This is a genomic window from Lichenibacterium dinghuense, from assembly GCF_021730615.1.
In the GTDB taxonomy this organism is placed as follows: Bacteria; Pseudomonadota; Alphaproteobacteria; order Rhizobiales; family Beijerinckiaceae; genus Lichenihabitans; species Lichenihabitans dinghuensis.
The window spans coordinates 1,621,131-1,640,224 of record NZ_JAJLMN010000001.1; the positions used below are offsets into that span (position 1 = coordinate 1,621,131).

Sequence of the window (19,094 nt, forward strand, 5' to 3'; positions counted from 1 at the left end):
CCACAATCGACGCGGCGCGGCCTTCGTGCGGCGAACGGCCCCGCGACCGGGCCTCAGCCCTGGCGGGACGGCGTGCGGACCACGAGGCCGTCGAGCGGCGCCTTGACCTTGATCTGGCAGGACAGGCGCGAGGTGGGCTGAACCTCGAAGGCGAAGTCCAGCATGTCCTCCTCCATCGGCTCGGGCTTGCCCGTGGCCTCGACCCAGGCGGGGTCGACGTAGACGTGGCAGGTCGCGCAGGCGCAGGCGCCGCCGCATTCGGCCTCGATCTCGGGCACGCCGTTGCGGACGGCCGTCTCCATCACCGTGGCGCCGACCTCGGCGTCGATCGTTCGGGACTGGCCGGCGGAATCGATGAAGGTGATCTTGACCATAGCTTCGACTGACCCGCTCCGCGCCGCGGTGCTCGACCGCTGGCGCGGTTCTAGGGCAGAACCGGCGCCTTGGCGAGGCCGCGCGGCCCGCGCGGCTCGATCGGGCGCGCCCCTGCGGCCGGCCGGCTCAGGCCGCGTCGAGCAGGCCGCCGATGTAGCCGCAGGCCTCGTCCACGGCGGCCCGCATGTCGGCGCGGTCCTGGGCGCTCAGCGCGGCGCGGTCGCGCCCGCGCAGCGACGCCTCGTAGGCTTCGGCGAGGCTCGCGACGCGGTGCGCGCCCACCACGCGCGCCGAGCCGACCAGCGTGTGCAGGAGGTCGCCGGCCGGCAGGCTCGCCACCGAGTCGTCGCCCACCTCGGCGTCGAGCCCGCCCTGGATCTGCCGCGCCTGGCGCATGAACAGGCGCAGCAGCTCGGTTTCGAGCCGCTTGTCGCCGAAGCACTGGCGGGTGAGGTGCACGAGGTCGACCGGCCGCTCGCCGCTGGAACGCTCGGCGGCGGGAGCCTCGGGGGAAAGGGCGGATCTCATGCGCGACTCCTGGTTCGTCCTGGCCCCAATCCCGCCTGTCGGCAGGGCCCAGTCGGGGGCGCGGGGCATGAGGTTTCGGAGGTGAACAAGCCGTTAACGACGTTGCCCGATGCCGTTTGGGGGTGGTTTCAATCCCCGGACGTCCCGAGTAGACTGGCATTTGGTTAATGTTTCGCATTCGATGGATTGTCCCGCTTCCGCCGGCGCGGGTTGAATGTCGATGCGTTGTTCTTGACCGCGTGAGTTCCCAGGGTGGGCGAGGCGAGTATGGCCGCACAGAACGAAGCCAAGGATCCGGCCGCCGCCGCGCTCCTGGCCATCGAGGAAGCCCTCAACCTCGTCAAGGCGGACCCCGCAGAGCCGGCCGCCGCGGAAGCGCCCCCGCCGGCCCCGCCGCTCGGGGGGATCGAGCGGACGCCCAACGGCCCCTCGCCGCGGGTGACGGCCGAGCGGGCCGCGCCGAGCGGCCCCGACGCCCCCGCGATCGGCCCCGCCCAGGGCGGCAGCCGCGCGGCGGCGCGCGCGCCGAACGGCCTGCCGGCGGCCGGGACCCTGCCGGCGAGCGGCGGCCTGTCGACCGCGAGCCTCCACGCCAACGACGACCGGCGCTCGGTGGGCCAGCTCCTCGCCGCCCTGCAGACGCGCCCGAGCGGCGCGCCCTTCGCGCTGGCGCTCGCGGGGTCGGTCGCCTGGGCGCTCGCCTGCGGCTACGTGCTCTACGCCGCGGGCACGTTCGGCGGCGGCCTGTCGGTGGCCGGCCTCGCCCGGCCGGACGCGGTCGCGGGCATCGGCGCGGTCGTCGGCCCGATCCTGTTCTTCTTCATCCTGGCCGGGCTCGCGCGCCGCACGGAGGAGATGCGCCTCACCACGCGCTCCATGGCGGCCATCGCGGTGCGGCTGGCCGAGCCCGAAACCATCGCGACCGAGCAGGTGATGAGCCTGTCGCAGGCCATCCGCCGCGAGGTCGCCTCCATGGGCGACGGGCTGGAGCGCGCTCTCGCCCGCGCCGGCGAGCTCGAAACCATCGTGCGCAACGAGGTCGCCAACCTCGAGCGCTCCTACACCGACAACGAGCGCCGCATCCGCTCGATGATCGACGAGCTGACGGTGGAGCGCGAAGCCATCGTGGCCAACGCCGACCGCGTGCGCGGCGCCATCGCGGGCGCGCACGAGGGGCTGGCGCGCGACCTCGATTCCGTGTCGGACCAGCTGTCCGCCAGCGTCGCCGAGGCCGGCGCCCGCGTCACGGACGCGCTCGAAGGCAAGGGCCGCGAGATCACCGAGTCCATGGCGCTCGTCGGCGACGCCACGGCGGCCGCCATCGGCCAGCACGGCGCCGACATCGCCGAACGGCTGCACGCCGCGGCCGACGACGTGTCGCAGCGGCTCGACGAGGCCACGGGCCGCGTGTCGCGCGACGTGGCCGACCAGGTGGCCGCCGTGGACGAGCGCCTGCGCCAGACCGGCGACGACCTCGCGGCCCACCTCGCCACCCGCGGCGACGCCGTGGCGGAGCGCGTGGACCTGCTCGCCACCCGCATCGGCGACGACGTGTCGGCCCGCGGCGACGCGCTGGCCGAGCGCCTGACCCGCATCCAGGGCGAGCTGCGCGAGGTGGTCACCACCTACGGCACCGCGCTCGACGGCACGCTCGCCGCGACCGGCGAGCGCATCGCGGCCCGCATCGGCGAGCGCGCCGAGGGCGTGGCGGCGGAGTTCGAGACCGCCAGCGAGAACATCGCCTCGCTGTTCGACATCCGCCGCGCCGAGCTCGCCGCCTCGGCCGAGCAGCTCGCCGCCCTGTTCCACGACCGCACTGCCGCCGCGCAGGCCGCCTTCGACGCCGCGCAGGGCGACCTCGCCGCGATCTTCGAAACGCGCCTCGAGGACCTGTCGGGCTTCGGCAAGGGCGTGATCCGCTCGATCGACGAGCGCGCCGCCGCGTCCCGCGCGGCCTTCCAGTCGGCCGCCGCCGACCTGCAGATCACCATCGAGGACCGCGAAGCGCAGATCGCCGCGACGGCCGAGCGCGCCGCCGCCGCCATCGCGGCCCGCACCGCCGAGGCGCGCGACGGCATCGAGGCCGCCGCGGCGGAGCTCGACGCCATCCTGACGCGCCACCATTCCGACCTCGACGCCGCCCGCGAGCACCTGGCCGGCCGCCTCGGCGACCACGCGGCCGAGCTGCGCGCCGCCCTCGACGCGTCGAACGACAACATGGACCGGGCCTTCGCGGAGCGCGAAGCCCAGATCGCCGCCGCGGGCGACCGCCTCGCAGCCCTGGTCGGCGGCGCCGACTACCGCGACGACCTCGACCGCTCGACCGCGACCCTGGCCCAGGCCATCGACGCCCACCGGGCCGACCTCGCCGCCACCGGCGACCGCCTGTCGGGCCTGCTCGAAAGCCACCTCGTCGGCACCCGCGAGGTGTCGGAAGCCGCCAACGCCGACCTCGACCGGCTGTTCGCCGACGGCCAGACCCGCACGACCGCGCTGGCCGACGGCCTCGCCGCGACGCTGGGCGAGCGCCTCGCCGCTGTCCAAGACGCGCTGGGCCACCTCCACGCCGCCATCGACGCGCACCGCGACGACCTCGGCGCCGTGTCGGACAACGTCGCGGCCCTGCTCGACGGCCACGTCGCCGCCACCCGCGAGGTCGTCGACGGCTCCGGCGCGGCGCTGGACGCCGCGCTCGACGCGCGACGCGCCGAGCTGCAGCTCGCCACGGACCGCCTCGGCGAGCTCGTCGAGCACCACCTCGGCACCGCCCGCGGCCTCATCGAGGACGCCGGCACCTCCTTCGACGGGCTGCTGGCCGAGCGCGGGCGCGACGTCGCCGAGTCCGGCGACCGCTTCGCCGCCGCCGTGGCGGAGGCCGGCGACCGCCTGCTCGCCGCCGTCGACACCCGTGCCGTGGCGCTGCACGCCGAGCTCGACGCCACCGGCGACCGGCTGGCCTCCCTGCTCGACGCCCGCGGCGGCGACATCGGCGGCTCGACCGACCGGCTGGAAACGCTGCTCGACGGCCACGCGGCCCAGATCTGCGCCGCGGTGGACGGCGCCGCCGAGGCGCTCGACGCCGCCCTGCTGGCGCGTCAGGCGGCGCTCGCCGCCACGGTCGAGACCGCGACCGCGGCCATCGACGGCCTGGGCGCGTCCGGCGACGGCCTCGCGGCCGGGCTCGACGCGCGCCTCGCCGCCACGCGCGACGCGGTCGACGGCGCCCGCCGCGCCATGGACCAGGACCGCGCCGGCATCGTCGCCGCCGTCGAGCGGCACGCCGCCCTGGTGGCGGACCGGTCCGCCACCGCCGAGGCCGCCGCGGCCGAGGCCGCGGACGCGTTGGAGCGGGCGCTCGACGCGCACCGCGCCCGCTTCGTCGAGGCCGGCGAAGCGCTGGCCGCCGCCATCGCGGCCGGCGCCGCCGAGGCCCACGAGGCCCTGGCCGGCTCCGGCGACGCCGTGGCCCACACGTTCGACGCCCACCACGCGCGGCTGCGGGAGGCCGGCGACGCCCTGTCGGGCCTGTCCGCCTCCGTCGAGCGCGTCCTGACCGAGGGCGAGAGCCGCATCGCCGCCGTGGGCGACCGCCTCGTGGCCGACATCGAGAGCCGCACCGCGGCGGCCCGCGACGCGCTCGAAGCCTCGGCCGAGGCGATGCGCGACGCCGTGGGGATGCGCCACGACGAGATCGTCGGCGCCGGCGACCGCGTCGCCGCCCTGGTGGCCGAGCGCGCCGCCGCGGCCGGGGCCGCCACGGCCGAGGCCGCCGAGGCGCTGGAGCGCGCGCTCGACGCCCATCGCGCCCGCTTCGTCGAGGCCGGCGAAGCGCTGGCCGCCGCCATCGCGGCCGGCGCCGCCGAGGCCCACGAGGCCCTGGCTGGCTCCGGCGACGCCGTGGCTCACACGTTCGACGCCCACCACGCGCGGCTGCGGGAGGCCGGCGACGGCTTCGCGGCGCTCGTGGCCGAGCGCACCGCCGCGGCCCGCGACGGCCTGTCGGGCCTGTCCGCCTCCGTCGAGCGCGCCCTCGCCGAGGGCGAGAGCCGCATCGCCGCGGCGGGCGACCGCATGCTGGCCGACATCGAGGCCCGCACCGCCTCCGCCCGCGACGCGCTCGAAGCCTCGGCCGACGCGCTGCGCGACACCGTGGGGGTCCGGCACGACGAGATCGTCGGCCTCGGCGACCACTTCGCCGCCCTCGTGGACGACCGCACCGCCGCGGCCCGCGACGCCCTCGCGGCCTCGGGCGAGGCGCTCGACGCCGCGCTCGACGCGCACCGCCTCCGGCTCGTCGCCGCGGGCGACGAGCTGCTCCATGCCGTCGAGGCCCGCACCGGGCAGCTCCACGCGTCGCTGAACGACGCCGGCGAGGCCCTCGGCCGCAACCTCGACGAGGGCGAGGCGCGCCTGCTCGCCGCCGGCGACCACCTGCTCGCCACGCTCGACGAGCGGACCGAGGCGGCGCGCGCCGCCCTGGCCCAGTCCGGCGACGCGCTGGCCGAGATGGCGGCCGGCCGCGGCGCCGACCTCGGCGGCTTCAACGAGACCCTGTCGCGCCGCCTCGACGACCACGTGGCGGCCACCCGCGGCGTCATCGGCGAGGCCGAGGGCGCCTTCGAGCGGCTGTTCGCCGACCGCCGCGCCGCGCTCGGCGCCGCCGCCGCCGAGGCCGCGATCCTGGTCGAGGAGCGCACCGCCGCGGCCCGCGACGCGCTCGCGGCCTCGGGCGACGGCCTGCGCCGCATCCTGGCGGAGCGCGAAGGGCGCCTGAACGAGGACGCCGAGCGCCTGGCCGCCCTGATCGCCGCGCGCACCGAGGAGGCCGGCCGGCTGATCGAGGCCTCCGGCGGCGCGCTCGACCGCACGTTGAGCGGCCACCGCGACGCCCTGGCCGCCACGGGCGACGGCATCGCCGCCGCCATCGAGGTCCGCGTCGCCGCGGCCCGCGAGGCCCTCGACGGGACCGTGGTCGACCTCCGCCGCGTCTTCGAGGGCCGCGAGGAGACGGTGCGCGGCGTGCTGGCCCAGCACGTCGACACCTTGCGCGACAGCTTCGTCGACGCCACCGAGACGGCCCTGTCGGGCCTCGGCCGCACGGCCGGCACGCTGCACCGCCGCTTCGGCGAGACGGCCGGCGAGGCCATCGCGGCCTTCGGAACCCACGGCGACCGCCTCAACGCCAGCGTGGCGGACCGCATCGCGCAGTTCGAGCGCGCCGTGATCGAGCCCGGCGGCGCCCTGGCCGAGGCCATCGCGGCGCAGGCCGACCGCCTGGCCGCCGAGCTCGACGCGGGCGGCACCCGCATCGAGGCGGCCTTCGCCGACCACGCGACAGCCTACAACGACGGCGTGGCCCGCCACGTCGACGAGCTGACGCTGTCGATCGACCGCCACCTCGGCGCGCTCGACGCCGTGATCGGCGACAAGGGCGGCGCGCTGGCGGACCGCCTCGGCGACCACGTCCGCGGCGCGGGCGACACCTTCGACCGCCAGGTCGCGACCTTCGGCGAGCGGGTCGAGACCCGCGCGGACGGGCTGCGGCAGGCCGTGGAGCAGCTCTTCGGGCAGGTCGAGGCCGGGCTCGACGGCCGCCGCCGCGCGCTGGACGAGGCGCTGGCGCTGCGCGCCCTCGAACTCACGCAGGTGCTCGACGCGGGCAGCCGCGCCCTGACCGGCGCGCTCGAGGGCCGCACCGGCGAGATCGACGAGGCCTTCGCGGCCCGCACGCGCGGCCTCGCGGACCTCCTGGCCGAGCGCACCGCCGCCCTCCAGGCGGCGTTGGCCGAGCGGCAGGGCGAGGTCGCGGCCGCGGCCGAGCGCCTCGGCGCGCTGGCGGCGGAGCTCGACGCCGGCGCGAACCGCGTCGACGATCGCCTGGCCGCCCGCGTGGGCGAGATCCAGCGCGTCGCCGCCGAGGGCACGCAGGGCTTCGGCCATGCGCTCGACGGCTCGGCGGCTCGCGTGACGGAGCTGCTCGACCACCGCGTGGAGAGCGTCCGCCGCGCCTTCGCCGATGCCACGGCCGCCACGGCCGCGGCGCTGGAAGACCGCACCGCCTGGATGCGCGACGCGCTGGGTGGCCGCCTCGACGAGGTCGAGACCGCGTTCGACTCCGCCAACGACCGCCTCGGCACGGCGCTGGGCGAGGGCGCCCGGCGCGCCGAAGGCGCCGTGGCGGAGCACGTCGAGGCCGTGCGCGCGGCGGCCGACGCCGGCGCCGCCGCGCTGCGCGAGGCCCAGGACGGGCTCGGCGCGGAGGTCGGCGCGGCCGGCGCCGCGCTGACGGGCCAGATCGGCGCGCTGCGCTCGACGCTCGACCGCTCCGTCGAGACCCTCGACGGCGCCTTGGCGGACCACGCCGCCACGGTGGGCCGCCGCGTCGACGGCCTGACCGCGGCGCTCGACGCCCGCACGGCCGAGATCGGCGACCACCTCGCGCACGGCTCGGCGGCGCTCGACGCCGCGCTCGGCGCCCAGGTGGCGGCCCTGCGCGGGGCGCTCGACGCGGCACTCGGCGAGATCGGGGCCACGCTCGGCGGCCGCGCGACCGAGATCGGCGACGCCGTGACGGGCGGCGCGCGCGAGCTGTCGCGGCACTTCGCCGTGCACCTCGCCGCCCTGCGCCGCACGCTGGAGGAGGCCGTGGGCGGGCTCGACGCCGCGCTCGGCACCCACGCCACCGGCGTCAACGAGGCGCTGGCCGGCACCGGCCGGGACATCGACGCGGCGGTGCGGGGGCAGATGTCGGCCCTGCGCGACCTGCTCGACGGCGCCGTCCACGCGGTCGACGGGGCGCTGGCGGCCCGCGCCAACGAGATCCACGGCGTGCTGGCCGACCGCGTCGGCGACATGGACGCCGGCATCGCCTCGCAGGCGGCCGCGCTGCAGCGCATGCTCGACGCGGCGCAGCGCGACATCGACGGCGCGCTGGGCACCCGCGCCGACGCCGTCAAGGACGCCCTGGCGGCCGGCTCGGAGGACCTCAACGCCACGCTGAAGACCCACGCGGCCGGCCTGCAGATGCTGCTCGACGGCGCCGCGCGGCGCATCGACGGCAGCCTCGGCGCCCGCACGGGCGAGCTCGACCGGGCGCTCGCCGAGCGCGCCGCCGCGGTCGAGACGGCCGTGCAGGCCCACGCGGACGGCTTCGGCCGCGACGTCGAGGCGTCGCTGGAGCGGCTCGACGGCATGCTGGGCGCGCGGGCCGGGGAGATCGCCGAAGCGCTCGACGGCCGCCGCCACGGCATCGAGGCGGCGCTGACGTCGAACCTCGACGCGCTGAAGGGCGCGCTCGACACGGCCCTGCGCGACCTCGACGGCGCTGTCGCGGCGCGCGGCACCGAGGCCGGCACGGCGCTGCAGTCCCGCATCGAGGCCGTGCTGGCCTCGGTCGCGGCCCGCATGGACGACGCGGCGGCGGCGCTCGACGCGCGGGGCCGCGGCCTCACGGCGTCCCTGGCCGAGCGCTCGGGCGAGCTGCGCGAGCTGTTCGACCGGGAAGGCGCGCTGCTGGTCGACCTCCTGTCGGCGCGCGGCGGCGACGTCGCCCAGGCGATGGCCGGCGCCGGCGAAACGGTGGCGGCCACCATCGACGAGCGCGCGTCCCACCTCCTGGCGGGCCTCGACGCGCGCCTCGTCGACCTCGACGGGCGCGTGGCCGGCTTCGACGAGAAGGGCGCGGAGGTCGCGGCCGCGGTGGCGCGGGCCGGCGACGGGCTGCGCGGCGCGCTGGACGAGGCCGCCGACCGCTCGCTCGCGGCGGTGGCCGGCACGGGCGACGACCTGCGGCGCGGCCTCATGGGGCTGGTCACCCGGCTCGACGCCGCCAACAGCGCCCTGTCGGGGCTGGTCGAGCGGGCGAACTCCGGCCTCGGCGCGGTCGAGGGCGCGCTCGCGGAGCGGCTGGCGGCCTTCGGCGCCATGCTGGAGGGCGTCGGCCGGCAGGTCGAGGCGCTGCGCTCCACCGCCGGCACGACGCTCGACGACGCGGGCTCGGTCGCGGGCGCGCTGGAGGAGCACCACCGCGCCCTGGCGGCCTCGGCCGACGAGCTGCGCGCCACCCACGACGCGGTGGAGTCCGAGATCGAGCGCCGCCGCATCGCGCTCGACGCTCTGGCGTCGAGCATCGGCGACCGCACGGGCGACCTCGACGCCGCCATGGGCCACTTCACCGCCGTGATCGACGAGACGCTGGGCGCCGCGGAAAGCCGCGCGCGCGACCTCGGCGCCTACCTGGCCGAGGCCGCCCAGGCGGCCGCGGGCGCGGTGGGCGACCACTTCGACGAGGTGCGCTCCGCCGCGGGCCGCGAGGGCGACAAGGCCGCCGCCGCCCTGGAGGAGGCCTATGCCGGCGCGGTGCGCGACATGGAGCGCCTGTTCTCGGAGGCGGTCGAGCGGTTCCGCGGCTCGGCCGGCGAGGTGCAGGCCATGGCGGCCGACATCGCCCGCCGCTTCGAGGAAGCCCGCGACGACCTCCAGCGCGCCACGATCGAGCTGCCGCGCGAGACGGCCGAGCAGGCCGCGGAGGTCCGCCGCGTCATCGGCCAGCAGGTCGAGGCGCTGGAAGCCCTCACGGCGCTGATCGCCCACGTGGGCGACGGCGAGGCGGTCGCCGAAGTGCCGCGCGAGCGGCCCGCGGCGCCGGCCCTGCCCGCGCCCGCCCCGGCGCTGCCGGCCCCCGCGGCGCCCGCCCCGGCGCCGAAGGGCGGCAAGCGCGGCGGCTGGCTGTCCGACCTCCTCGCCAAGGTCGACCGCGACGACGCGGCCGACGCGGCCACGCGGGCGGAGGCGGCGCTGCCCGGGACGGTCCCGGCGGCTCCCCCGGTGCTGGCCGGCGGGAGCGGCGGCACCGCGGGCGCGCTCGCGGCGCTCGACAGCGTGGCGAGCGACATCGGGCGGCTGATGTCCGACGGCGCCCTGATGGACGCCTGGGACCGCCACGCGCGGGGCGAGCGCGGCGCCTTCACGGAGCGGCTCTACACGCCGGCCGGCCAGGCGAGCTTCGCCGAGATCCGCCGCCGCTACGACGCGGATGCGGCCTTCCGCGAGACCGTGGACCGCTACCTCGGCGAGTTCGAGCGGCTGCTGCGGGGTGCCGGCGAGGGCGACGCGGGCGCGGCGCGGGTGCGCGGCATCGTCGACTCGGCGACGGGCAAGGTCTACGTGCTCCTGGCCCACGCGGCGGGGCGGCTCGTCTGAGCCGCACCGCCGGGGCGGTCACGCACTCTTCGAGCGGGGGGTTCGACCTGCACGGTCCCTCTTCCCCGCTTCGCCCGACCGTATCCACGCGTCTCGACGGCCGGCAGGTGTCCCCCCTTCTCCCCTCGCGGGAGAAGGGGGACGTGGTGGAGGGAGCAGACCGGGTGCGACCGTGCCTGTCCCGGAAGCCGTAGAGTCCCGGTCAGCGCGCGGAAAGGATCATCGATCCTCCAGCGCTTCCTTGAGCTGCTCCTTGTTCATCTTGGAGCGGCCGGGGATGTCCCGCTCCTGAGCGCGCCTGTAGAGGTCGGCCTTGCTGTCCTCGCCGCCACCGCCGTGATGGCTGTCGTGGTGGCGCGCTTCGGCGGTCTTCTCGGCGACGTCCTTCGGCTGGGCCGAGTGCTGCCGGCCCTTCTTCGTGTCGCGGCGCTTCTTGTCGGAGGTGCGCTCGTATTCGGCGTCCGTGAGCTTGTCGCGCGCCTCCTGGGGCAGGTAGCGCTCGCCCGTGTCGCCGCTCTTCTTGCCGGACTTCGTGCCCCAGTCCTCCTCGCCCCACTGGACGAGGTGGTTGTCCTCCGACTTCTTCCCCTCGTAGCCGCCGCCCTCGTGCTTGTATTCCTGCACGGCCATCTGGGCCTTGCGGGCGGACCATTGGCCGGGCTTGCCGCCCTTGTCGCCCTCGGTGACCTCCTCCTTCACCTTCTCCCAGAGCTTCGGGTCGGTCTTCTTGGCGGTCTCGGACATGGCTCGGCTCCCGGCGGCGTCGGGAGCACAACGCGCGCCGGCGGAGGCCGCCGGGGCTGCGACGTCAGGGCGCGGCCCGCAGGCCCCCGATCTTCGCGGCGATCTGCGTCGTGAGCTGGTCGGCCAGGACCTTGGCGTCGCGGATCTCGGCGTCGCGCGCCGCGCGGATGTTGGCGAAGCGCTGGGACGAGCGGTCGTAGGTGGCGAAGCTCGTGGTCGTGCCCTTGGCGACCGGCGGGCCGCCCTCGATCGGCAGCAGCGTCCAGGTCACGTCCGTCACCACGGTCGCGTCCTGGGCGCGCTGCGTCGTGATGTCGACCAGCGCCGTCTGCACGCGCTCGGCGGTGCTGAGCTGCAGGCGGTAGCGCGGCGCAGGCCTGGAGCCCGTGCCGTTGAGGTCGGTGATCAGCTCGTCGCGCAGGTAGTGGCCGAGCCTGTCCGGCACGGGGTCGACCGCGATGGCGCGCAGGTCCTCGCCCATCGTGCCCCCGCGGGCCGCGTAAAGCGGCGCGAAGCAGCCCCCGAGCCCCCCCGCCGTGCCGGCGAGCAGGACGGCGGCGAGCAGGCGGGACGGCAGGCTCTCAGACCACGACATTGACGATCCTTCCGGGGACCACGATGACCTTCTTGGGCACCCGCCCGTCGAGCGCCTGCACGACCGCGTCGAAGCCGAGCGCCGCGGCCTCGACCGCCTTGGCGTCCGCGTCGCGCGGCACCGTCACCTCGGCGCGGCGCTTGCCGTTGATCTGCACCGGCAGCACGATCGTGTTCTCGACCGTGATGGCCCGGTCCGCCGCGGGCCAGGGCGTCTCGGCGACGGGCGTGTCGTGGCCGAGCGCGGCCCAGCAGCTTTCCGCGAGGTGCGGCATGAAGGGAGCGATGATCTGGGCCAGGATGCCCGCCGCCTCGCCGTAGGCGCGGGCCAGCGCCGAGCCCGCCGCCACCGGCGCCTCGGTCGAGGCGATGGCGGCCGACAGCGCGTTCGACAGCTCGTAGACGTGGGCCACGCAGCGGTTGAAGCGCAGCCGCTCGATGTCCTCCTCGACGCGGATCAGCGCGCGGTGGGCGGCCTTGCGCACCTCGAGCGCGCGGGCCGCGTCGTCGACGCCGTCCGGCTCGCCCTCCGACGCGCGCTTGAGCTCGCCGACGAGGCGCCACAGGCGCTGCACGAACTTGCCCGAGCCCTGCACGCCCTCCTCGGTCCAGATGACGTCGCGGTCGGGCGGGCTGTCCGACAGCATGAACCAGCGCGCCGTGTCGGCCCCATAGGAGCCGATGATGTCGTCGGGGTCGACGACGTTGCGCTTGGATTTCGACATCTTCTCGATGGAGCCGATGGCGACGCTCGCGCCGTCGGCGAGCCGCGTCGCGCGCCGCTCGGCGCCCGCCCCCTCGATGCGGATCTCCTCTGGGCTGACCCAGGCGCCCTCGGGCCCGCGGTAGGTCTCGTGCACCACCATGCCCTGGGTGAACAGCCCGCGGAACGGCTCGGCGAGGCTCAGCATCCCCACCTCGCTCATCGCGCGGGTGAAGAAGCGCGAATACAGGAGGTGCAGGATCGCGTGCTCGATGCCGCCGATATACTGGTCGACGGGCAGCAGGCGGTCGGCGACGGCCGGGGTCGTCGGCGCGGCCGCGTTCCAGGGGTCGGTGAAGCGCGCGAAGTACCAGGACGAATCGACGAACGTGTCCATCGTGTCGGTCTCGCGCCGGGCGGAGGCGCCGCAGCTCGGGCAGGCGACGTGATTCCAGGTCGGGTGGCGATCCAGCATGTTGCCGGGCGCGTCGAAGTCGACGTCCTCGGGCAGGTGAACGGGCAGGTCCGCCTCCGGCACCGGCACGGTGCCGCAGCTGTCGCAGTGGATCACCGGGATCGGGCAGCCCCAGTAGCGCTGGCGCGAGATGCCCCAGTCGCGCAGGCGGAAGTTCACCTGCCGGCTCGCCTGCGGGGCATCGCCGACCGCGACGGCTTCAAGGCGGCGCGCCACCTCCTCCTTGGCCTCGGGCACGGTCATGCCGTCGAGGAAGCGCGAGTTGACGAGGCGGCCGTCCTCCGTGAAGGCGACGTCGCCGATCGTGAGCGCAGCGGGGTCGGTGCCGGGCGGGCACACGACCGGCGTCACCGGCAGGCCCTTCAGGCGCGCGAAGTCGAGGTCGCGCTGGTCGTGGGCCGGGCAGCCGAAGATGGCGCCCGTGCCGTAGTCCATCAGCACGAAGTTCGCGACGTAGACGGGCAGCTCCCAGGACGCGTCGAACGGGTGGCGCGCGCGGATGCCGGTGTCGTAGCCCTTCTTCTCGGCCGTCTCCAGCGCCGCCACCGAGGTGCCGAGCCGCCGGCAGTCGTCGATGAAGGCTTTGAGCGCCGCGTCCTTGGCCGCCGCCGCCCTGGCCAGCGGGTGGTCGGCCGAGACCGCGAGGAAGCTCGCGCCGAACAGCGTGTCGGGCCGCGTCGTGTAGGCGCGCAGCTCCGTCTCGCCGGCGGGCACTGTCGCGGGGTCGAGCTGCCAGCGGATCGTCAGCCCCTCCGAGCGGCCGATCCAGTTGCGCTGCATCAGACGCACCTTCTCGGGCCACTCGGTCAGCGTGTCGAGCCCGTCGTGGAGCTCCTGGGCGTAGTCGGTGATCTTGAGGAACCACTGGGTCAGCTCGCGCTGCTCGACGAGCGCGCCCGAGCGCCAGCCGCGCCCGTCCACCACCTGCTCATTGGCCAGCACGGTGTTGTCGACCGGGTCCCAGTTGACCTTGGACGTCTTGCGCTGCGCGAGGCCGCCCTTCAGGAAGGCCAGGAAGATGCGCTGCTGCTGTTCGTAATAGGAGGGGTCGCAGGTCGCGACCTCGCGCGCCCAGTCGATCGACAGGCCCATGCTCTTCAGCTGGGCCCGCATGGTGGCGATGTTCCTGTAGGTCCATTCCGCCGGATGCGTCTTGTTCTGCATCGCGGCGTTCTCGGCCGGCAGTCCGAAGGCGTCCCACCCCATCGGGTGGATGACGTTGAAACCCTTGGCGCGGCGGTAGCGCGCCACGGCGTCGCCCATGGCGTAGTTGCGCACGTGGCCCATGTGGATGCGCCCCGACGGATAGGGGAACATCTCCAGCACGTAGTATTTCGGCCTGGGATCGGCGTTCGAGGCCTCGAAGCAGCGGCGCTCCGCCCACACGGCCTGCCAATGGGCCTCGGATGTGCCTGCGTGGTAGCGGTCGTTGAACATCATCAGCCGTCGAATAGGACCTTGGGACAGCGCGCGCGGCGCGGCATCCCGCGGTTTACATCAGCTCGGCCGACTTGTCCCGGCGCGTGGGCCCGCGCTCAAGGAACACGACGATGGTTAACGGAAGGCTTCGCTCAGCCTCCCGCGATCAGCCCGTGCTCGACGGCGTAGCCGCGCGCGGCCGCGAAGGCGGACCAGACGAACAGCTCCGCGTCCTTCTCCGGCAGGGCGGGCGTGCCCTCGACGCTGCCGGCGCTGAGCAGCGCCGAATGCGAGCGCAGCTCGTCCAGCGTGAAGATGACCCAATGCCCGGTCGCGTTCTCGACCTGCAGGCTCGTGCCGCCGACGCGCTTGATGTCGAGTGCCATGGCGATCGTTCCTCCGGGCCGCCCCGCGCGGCGTCGGGCCTCCAACGCCAGGAAGCGGTTTCCGGTGCCGCCGTTCCACTGCAACCTTCCACGCGGGCGCGGCGTCACGCCATCGGCGAACCCCGCCCCGTGGAGGCCCCATGTCGATCTTCCTGCGCACCGGAGACCCGCAAGCGCTCGCGGCGCGGTTCAACGGCCTCATCGCCGCCCGCGAGATCTCGGCCTGGACGGTCGACCGCTTCGGCAACTACTTCCACGACGTGCCGCACTGGCACTACGCGGCCTTCTTCAACCCCGTGATCCTCGGCGACGGGCTGCGCCTCAACCTGCACTTCATCGACAAGAGCTGCGACCGCCGCTTCTGCTTCGCGGAGCTGCACGGCGCCATGCTGCAGGCGCTGCTGCAGCACTGCCGCGACCGCTTCCACGACGCCCACGTGTCGCGCGGGCCGGACTACGGCGACGAGCCCTTCGAGGGGTGATGATTTTCGAGCGATGAGCTCGGGTTCCGACCGCTCGGTCGCACCCGGTCCGCCTCCTCCACCGGCCTTCGGCCGGTCCGCCTCCTCCGTCGCACGGAGGGGGATCGAGGCGGGCGTTGAGCGCTGATCCTCCTCTGCGGAGCCAAAGGAGGGGGACCATGCGAAGCATGGTGGAGGAGGCCGACGGGGCGCGACCGCGCCAGTCATCCGGAAGCCGCAGGACCCCCGTCAGCCGGCCGTGGTGTCCACCGAGGTCCAGCGCGTCGGCGGGTTGCGGTCGAGGACGTCGAGCGTCTGGCGCAGGTGCCAGTCGAGCGCGGCCGCGAAGGTCAGGCGCACGAAGTCGCGCGGGCGGTGCGGCCATTCGCCGAAGCCGTGGAAGACGTGGATGCCGTCCGCCATCATGACGGCGTCGCCGTCGCGCAGCGTGCGGTCCTGGTAGATCGACACCAGGGCGGGCCGCGGCGGCTTCGGCAGCACGATCACCGCGGGGAACACCACCTGCGGCTCGGCGGCGGGCCGCGCGCGGGCGACGGCGACGCGCGGGCGGGCCCGCCGCACGGCGAGGACGGCATGGACGCGGTGCGGCCGCGGCGCCAGCCTGATCCGGAGCGGCCGCGCGTGCGACGCGGCCCAGATGCGGCGCGCGTGGCGGTGGCGATGGACCGGAGCGGCCGCCGGCACGTCCAAGCTTTGCAGGGCGGGCTGGGGCTCGGGCCAGAACGTGTCGCGCCGCAGGCCGAGGTCGCCCCCCGCCTCCGCGGCGCGGGCGAGGCCCAGGACGGCGCCGAGCGCGAGCAGCACGAAGAGGGCACGGGCGGAGCGGGACCGTTCGAGGAGGGCGCGCATGCGGGCGATCCGGGGTGGAGGGGCGGCTCCCGCGTGCGGGACCTCCGACGCCTATCATCCGACCGTCCCCGCGCCCTCCTGCGCGGTTAAAGTTGAGTTAACGGTCGACCACCGCGAGGCCGTCGAGGTCCACCGTGCCGTCGTCGGCCGTGAAGGCGAGGTGCCCGCCGCGGCTCGAGGACTGCGACACGCCGAAGATGCGGTGGCGGCCCGTGTCGTAGAGCGTGACGCGGCCGTCCCGCTCGAGCACCAGGCGCCGCGCTTCCGCGAAATAGGCGTAGCGCGTCCCGTTCTGCGACCCCGAGGCCGAGGGCGAGCCCAGAGCGGCGGGCCATCGCTCGCCGCCCTCCTCGCGTGCCGGCCCCGGCCCCTGGCCCTGCCGCTGACCCGCGGACACGGCGGCCGGCACCGCGGGCTCCGGCGCCGCCCGCTCCGCGAGGTCGGCGCAGGCGGCGGCCACGCGGGCCTTCAGCGCGTGGTCGAACATCGCGCCGATCTGCAGCATGCCGCCCGACCACTGCCCCATGCCGCCGAGCTCCGGGTGGGAGAACTGCGCCATGCGCCCGCCACCGCGCCGCATCGCGTCCCACAGCGCCGCGACCGCGCCCGCGCTGAAGCCGTGGCGGGCCGCGACGGCCTCGATCTCCGCCCCGGTCACGGCTCGGCCCGCACGGCCTGGGTGGTGACGCCGGAATCAGTGCCGCCGTCGGCCTCGATCCACACCTTCGGCGGGTCGTATTCGACGTCGCCGAAGGGGCTGGCGAAGGCGACCTCGGCGGCGTCGCGGCCGATGCCGATCCGCACGATGCCGTCCGGCGCCGACTTGCGCGTGGGGTCGAACAGGTACCAGCCCGGCCCCTGCGGGCCCTGCAGGAAGGCCTCGATCACGGCGTGGAAGTCGGGCGGCGACAGGCGATGCGCGTAGGCGCTGACGTAGCGCGTCGGGATGCCGAGCGAGCGGCACAGCGCGATGGCGAGATGCGCGAAATCGCGGCACACGCCTGCCCGCTGCGTGGCCGTGTCGAAGGCCGACGTCATGGCGTCCGAGATGCCGCCCATGTAGTCGACGTTGGTGTTGATCCAGTTGCACACGGCGTTGACGCGGGCGTAGCCGGGAAACTCGCCCCCGAAGGTGCGCTGCGCCAGGCGGTTCAGCTGGTCGGACTGGCAGTAGCGGCTCGGCCACAGGTGCGGCAGCACCGACAGCGGAAGCTCGCCGCCCAGGATCTCGGTGACGGATTCGGGCGCCTCCAGCACGGGCGCGATGGCGACCTCGGCCGTGTAGTCGAGCTTGAAGTCTCCCGGCTGCACCATGACGCGCAGGTAGCGGTTGCCGGATTCCGGCATGGTCCAGCGCTCGACCTCGACGTCCGGCGACAGCTTCAACGTTTCGGACTTCACCGTCTGCCCGCCGGTGGTGGCCGCCTCGACGTTGAACACGAAGGGCGTCGGCGTCTTCACGCGGTAGGAAAGGCTGCAGCCGACCTTGAAGTCCATTCGACAGTTCTCCTTGCAGCATCGCCATCAGCGGGAAATCGGTGAAGCACGAAGCGGACCACCGTCAGACCGGCATATCGGTTGTCAATGTGCGGTGGTGTGCTGACCCGCGTCGATGGTCTGCTCGGGATCATTACGCCAGCGGGCGCACCGCATGTATCCCATTCTGCTAGAGCTGTTGCCGCTCAGGTTGGGTCATAGGCATCGTAGCCTGCTGCAGCGAGATAGTTTCGGCACTCATCGGGTCTGAAGCGCGTGAAGGCGTCGCGGATGGCAGCCCACAGGTCGGGGACAGTGCGGGCCGCCGCGGTGCGCAGCAGGGCCTTCAGCTTTGCGAAGGCTTGCTCGATCGGGTTGAAGTCCGGGCTGTAGGCCGGAAGGTAGAGCAGCTTCGCCCCCGCCGCTTTGATGGCCTGCCGGACGCCGGTCACCTTGTGGGCCGCGAGGTTGTCCATGACGACCGTGTCACCTGGTTTGAGCGCGGGCACGAGCGTGCCGGTGACGTAGCATAGGAACCGCGTCCCGTTTGTGGCCCCGTCCATGAGGTCGATCGCGAAGGGACCGCTCGCCCGCAGGGCGGCCGTGACGGTGGTGGTCTTGTAGTGGCCGTGGGGCACCGCGATGCGGCAGCGCTCGCCCCGCGGAGCCCGCCCGTAACGCCGCTCCATGTTGGTGGCGGTGGCGGTCTCGTCCAGGAACACGACGCGATCAGGGTCGATGTCGAGTTGCCCTCGAACCAGGCCTCGCGTGCCTCCATCACGTCGGGCCTGTCCTGTTCGGCGGCGTGCAGATCCCCTTTTTACGGGTGATGCCGTGACGCCGGAAGAAGCGGGACAGCCCGCTCAGGCTTGCCGTCGCGCCGCTTTCCCCCAGCACGTCCCTCACCTCGCGCAGATAGATCTGCGGGCGCGCCTCGTAGGCCTTCAGGATGGCGGCCGAATGGGCCTCAGTTCGGTGGGAGTGCCGGTCCCCACCCATCGGCTTGGCCGCGATCTCGCCCTCGGCCCGGAAGCGTGCGCGCCACCGGATGGCCGTCGCCACCCCGACGCTGAAGCGCTCCGCCGCCTCGCGGCAGGACGCGCCCTCCTCGATGGCGGCAATCACCCGCTCGCGCAGGTCCAGCGACAAAGCTCGGGGCATCGGTCTTCTCCGTGATCCGGCCACCACCGAATCACAGCACCGCCCCCTGCGCTACCTCGCCCGAGCCAACCTGAGCGGCAGCAGCTCTAGGCAGCTTCTCCTGCGTAATGCCTGAAATGCCGCCGGCCGGCGCAGGCTACAAAACTTTTGGAAGATTTTCCTCTGTGTAGATGGATAAAATCGATATATGGTTGCATTCATCACTCTCCGTGGTAGCGTGCCGGCGCTCGACGACGGCGTCGGCGAGCTCGTGAACCACCTCAGTCGCAGGAGAGCAACGATGGCGAAAGAAGGCGCGTATCTCGTCAAAATTCTCGTCGGCAACAAAGGGACGCCAGGCGCCCCTTTGCTTCATTTCACCGGTGTCGTGAACGCGCCCACGGGGAAGATCAATGGATTTGCAGAGATCACCCAAGCGTTGCCGCCGCCACACGGGGTGACTGACATCCCAAACGTGACCGGTCAGATCCGTCACACCGGCTTTGGCCCTGACAAACTGCTGGTTACCTTATCGGGCAGTTACGTCGTGTCCGTGCCGCCGCCGGCCATCGGAAGCTATCTCGCTCATTTTGAGGCCTTTCTCGTACTCGATAGCTCATGGAAGGGAACAGGGTCGTTCAGCTACAACGGCCACGAAATCAAGGACGTCCCGGTCGAAAACGAAGACGGCTGAAGGTCCCTCTTCGCTCCGAGCAGCTTCG

The 19,094-nt window shown here is 74.4% G+C and carries 12 protein-coding genes and 1 pseudogene; 3 read left to right on the top strand and 10 right to left on the bottom strand.

Going from position 1 to position 19,094, the window contains the following annotated elements; all coding sequences use genetic code 11:
• Positions 1–53 precede the first annotated feature (53 nt).
• Together L7N97_RS07810 and L7N97_RS07815 are read right to left on the bottom strand one after the other, a co-directional pair.
• Positions 54–374 carry a 2Fe-2S iron-sulfur cluster-binding protein gene (locus L7N97_RS07810; protein WP_237477755.1) on the bottom strand — a complete coding sequence of 107 codons (321 nt, stop codon included), beginning with the start codon at positions 372–374 and terminating at the stop codon, positions 54–56.
• 127 nt (positions 375–501) lie between these two features.
• Entirely contained in the window at positions 502–903 is a 402-nt protein-coding gene (locus L7N97_RS07815) for an Hpt domain-containing protein (RefSeq protein WP_237477756.1), read from the bottom strand.
• Positions 904–1,170: 267 nt separating this feature from the next.
• On the opposite strand from L7N97_RS07815, the gene L7N97_RS07820 reads away from it, so the two are divergent.
• Positions 1,171–10,104 (top strand): apolipoprotein A-IV repeat region-like domain-containing protein, encoded by an 8,934-nt coding sequence (locus L7N97_RS07820; protein WP_237477757.1) that lies wholly within the window; start codon positions 1,171–1,173, stop codon positions 10,102–10,104.
• A gap of 219 nt (positions 10,105–10,323) precedes the next feature.
• On the opposite strand, the gene L7N97_RS07825 is transcribed toward L7N97_RS07820, so the two are convergent.
• From L7N97_RS07825 to L7N97_RS07840, 4 genes are all read right to left on the bottom strand, one after another.
• Complete coding sequence (locus tag L7N97_RS07825) at positions 10,324–10,848, bottom strand: hypothetical protein (protein ID WP_237477758.1); 525 nt, start codon at positions 10,846–10,848, stop codon at positions 10,324–10,326.
• A 64-nt stretch (positions 10,849–10,912) separates the two neighbouring features.
• Positions 10,913–11,443: an LPS assembly lipoprotein LptE gene (locus L7N97_RS07830; RefSeq protein WP_237477759.1), complete on the bottom strand. Its 531-nt coding sequence runs from the start codon at positions 11,441–11,443 to the stop codon at positions 10,913–10,915.
• On the bottom strand, positions 11,430–14,057 hold the full coding sequence (leuS, locus tag L7N97_RS07835) for a leucine--tRNA ligase (RefSeq protein ID WP_237482106.1): 2,628 nt from the start codon (positions 14,055–14,057) through the stop codon (positions 11,430–11,432). The genes L7N97_RS07830 and leuS overlap by 14 nt, the downstream gene beginning before the upstream one ends.
• A 134-nt stretch (positions 14,058–14,191) precedes the next feature.
• Complete coding sequence (locus tag L7N97_RS07840) at positions 14,192–14,425, bottom strand: hypothetical protein (RefSeq protein WP_237477760.1); 234 nt, start codon at positions 14,423–14,425, stop codon at positions 14,192–14,194.
• Positions 14,426–14,565: 140 nt separating this feature from the next.
• Between L7N97_RS07840 and L7N97_RS07845 the strand changes: the two genes are divergently transcribed.
• Positions 14,566–14,907, top strand: a complete 342-nt coding sequence (locus L7N97_RS07845; protein ID WP_237477761.1) for a hypothetical protein — start codon at positions 14,566–14,568, stop codon at positions 14,905–14,907.
• A gap of 228 nt (positions 14,908–15,135) precedes the next feature.
• On the opposite strand, the gene L7N97_RS07850 is transcribed toward L7N97_RS07845, so the two are convergent.
• The 4 genes and pseudogenes from L7N97_RS07850 to L7N97_RS07865 all read right to left on the bottom strand — a co-directional run bounded on the left by L7N97_RS07850 (position 15,136) and on the right by L7N97_RS07865 (position 18,393).
• Positions 15,136–15,756, bottom strand: a complete 621-nt coding sequence (locus L7N97_RS07850) for a hypothetical protein (RefSeq protein WP_237477762.1) — start codon at positions 15,754–15,756, stop codon at positions 15,136–15,138.
• Positions 15,757–15,853: 97 nt separating this feature from the next.
• A complete protein-coding gene (locus L7N97_RS07855; protein ID WP_237477763.1) occupies positions 15,854–16,414 on the bottom strand; it encodes an SHOCT domain-containing protein in 561 nt (186 codons plus the stop codon).
• Positions 16,411–17,253: a transglutaminase-like domain-containing protein gene (locus L7N97_RS07860; protein WP_237477764.1), complete on the bottom strand. Its 843-nt coding sequence runs from the start codon at positions 17,251–17,253 to the stop codon at positions 16,411–16,413. Before L7N97_RS07860 ends, L7N97_RS07855 begins: the two co-directional genes overlap by 4 nt.
• A gap of 185 nt (positions 17,254–17,438) precedes the next feature.
• Positions 17,439–18,393 (bottom strand): annotated as a pseudogene (locus tag L7N97_RS07865) (IS630 family transposase).
• A 187-nt stretch (positions 18,394–18,580) separates the two neighbouring features.
• On the opposite strand from L7N97_RS07865, the gene L7N97_RS07870 reads away from it, so the two are divergent.
• Positions 18,581–19,066 (top strand): DUF1842 domain-containing protein, encoded by a 486-nt coding sequence (locus tag L7N97_RS07870; RefSeq protein WP_237477765.1) that lies wholly within the window; start codon positions 18,581–18,583, stop codon positions 19,064–19,066.
• The last annotated feature ends 28 nt before the right edge of the window (positions 19,067–19,094 follow it).

Coding starts and splice junctions, on each gene's coding strand:
- L7N97_RS07825 (WP_237477758.1), bottom strand. CDS start 10,848: ATGTCCGAGACCGCCAAGAAGACCGACCCGAAGCTCTGGGAGAAGGTG.
- L7N97_RS07860 (WP_237477764.1), bottom strand. CDS start 17,253: ATGGACTTCAAGGTCGGCTGCAGCCTTTCCTACCGCGTGAAGACGCCG.
- leuS (WP_237482106.1), bottom strand. CDS start 14,057: ATGTTCAACGACCGCTACCACGCAGGCACATCCGAGGCCCATTGGCAG.
- L7N97_RS07815 (WP_237477756.1), bottom strand. CDS start 903: ATGAGATCCGCCCTTTCCCCCGAGGCTCCCGCCGCCGAGCGTTCCAGC.
- L7N97_RS07840 (WP_237477760.1), bottom strand. CDS start 14,425: ATGGCACTCGACATCAAGCGCGTCGGCGGCACGAGCCTGCAGGTCGAG.
- L7N97_RS07845 (WP_237477761.1), top strand. CDS start 14,566: ATGTCGATCTTCCTGCGCACCGGAGACCCGCAAGCGCTCGCGGCGCGG.
- L7N97_RS07850 (WP_237477762.1), bottom strand. CDS start 15,756: ATGCGCGCCCTCCTCGAACGGTCCCGCTCCGCCCGTGCCCTCTTCGTG.
- L7N97_RS07830 (WP_237477759.1), bottom strand. CDS start 11,443: ATGTCGTGGTCTGAGAGCCTGCCGTCCCGCCTGCTCGCCGCCGTCCTG.
- L7N97_RS07810 (WP_237477755.1), bottom strand. CDS start 374: ATGGTCAAGATCACCTTCATCGATTCCGCCGGCCAGTCCCGAACGATC.
- L7N97_RS07820 (WP_237477757.1), top strand. CDS start 1,171: ATGGCCGCACAGAACGAAGCCAAGGATCCGGCCGCCGCCGCGCTCCTG.
- L7N97_RS07870 (WP_237477765.1), top strand. CDS start 18,581: ATGGTTGCATTCATCACTCTCCGTGGTAGCGTGCCGGCGCTCGACGAC.